The 1802-nt window shown below is 67.4% G+C and carries 1 protein-coding gene; it reads right to left on the reverse strand.

The genetic code is table 11. From position 1 onward, the window contains the following. On the reverse strand, positions 1-1802 hold a 1802-nt coding region (dxs, locus tag AX709_RS05680; RefSeq protein ID WP_082731644.1), incomplete at both ends, for a 1-deoxy-D-xylulose-5-phosphate synthase.

The raw sequence follows: 1802 nt of genomic DNA on the forward strand, positions 1-1802 counted from the left end.
TCCTGGTCCTGGAACAGGTCGGGCAGGCGCATGGTGCGCAGCCTGAGGCCGTGGTCGATCAGGCCCATGTCGCTGGCGAGGGTGAGGACGTGCGCGCCGAACCCGCCGATTGCGTTTTCCTCGATCGTGACGGCGACCTCGTGGGTGGCAAGCAGCCGGCGGATCAGTTCCTCGTCGAGCGGCTTGGCAAAGCGCAGGTCCGCGACGCTCGTCGACAGCCCCCTCGCCTCGAGCGCGTCGGCCGCCTTCACCGCCTCCGCCAGCCGCGTGCCCAGCGACAGGATCGCCACCTTGTGCCCGGTACGCACCATCCGCCCCTTGCCGATCTCGAGCCGCTCGGGCACCTCGGGCAGCGCCACGCCCACCCCGTTGCCGCGCGGATAGCGCACCGCGATCGGCCCGGTGTCGTGGCACACCGCGGTATAGGTCATGTGCACAAGCTCGGCCTCGTCGGCCGCCGCCATCACCACGAAGTTGGGCAGCGTCGCCAGATAGGTGACGTCGAAGCTGCCCGCATGGGTGCACCCGTCCGCGCCGACCAGCCCGGCGCGGTCGATCGCGAACCTGACCGGCAGGTTCTGGATCGCGACATCGTGCACCACCTGGTCATAGGCGCGCTGCAGGAAGGTCGAGTAGATCGCGCAGAACGGCCGCATCCCCTGTGCCGCCAGTCCCGCCGCGAACGTCACCGCATGCTGTTCGGCAATGCCCACGTCGAACGCGCGGTCCGGATGCGCCTTTGCGAACTTGTCCACTCCCGTCCCCGACGGCATCGCCGCGGTGATCGCACAGATGCGGTCGTCGGTCTCCGCCAGCTTCGCCAGCGTCTCGCCGAACACATTCTGGTAGCTCGGCGGTCCCGGCGGCGCCTTGTCCTGCGCGCCGGTGATCACGTCGAACTTCTGGACGCCGTGATATTTGTCGGCCGACGCCTCCGCCGGGGCATAGCCCTTGCCCTTCTTGGTCACGACATGGACCAGGATCGGCCCCTCCTCGGCATCGCGGACATTTTCGAGCACCGGGATCAGATGGTCGAGATTATGCCCGTCGATCGGCCCGACATAGTAAAAGCCGAGCTCCTCGAACAACGTCCCGCCCATCGTGATGCCGCGCGCGAACTCATCCGTCTTGCGCAGCCCCGAATGCAGCGGCCGCGGCAGCCGCCGCGCCACCTTCTTCAGCGTCTCGCGCAGCCCCAGAAACTCCCGGCTCGACACGATGCGCGAGAGGTAGGCGGACAGGCCACCCACCGGCGGCGCGATCGACATGTCGTTGTCGTTCAAAATCACCACCAGCCGGTTGCCCGCCGGCTCGGCGTTGTTCATCGCCTCATACGCCATGCCCGCGCTCATCGCGCCGTCGCCGATCACCGCGATCGCCTTGCCCGGCTGATCCTTCAGCTTGTTGGCGATCGCAAACCCCAGCGCCGCCGAGATCGAGGTCGAGCTGTGCGCCGCCCCGAACGGATCATAGTCGCTCTCCGCACGCTTGGTGAACCCCGACAGCCCACCCCCCATCCGCAGCGTCCGGATGCGGTCGCGACGACCCGTCAATATCTTGTGCGGATAGCATTGATGCCCCACGTCCCAGATCAGCTTGTCGTCGGGCGTGTCGAACACATAATGCAGCGCCACCGTCAGCTCGACCACCCCAAGCCCCGAACCCAGGTGACCCCCCGTCACCCCCACCGCCGAAATCACCTCCGATCGCAGCTCATCCGCCAACTGGCGCAACTGGCCAGGCTTCAGCCTGCGAAGATCCTCGGGCGTGGCAACCGTATCCAGCAACGGCGTGTCGGGCGT

This window comes from Sphingomonas sp. CCH15-F11, assembly GCF_001557005.1.
GTDB lineage: Bacteria > Pseudomonadota > Alphaproteobacteria > Sphingomonadales > Sphingomonadaceae > Sphingomonas.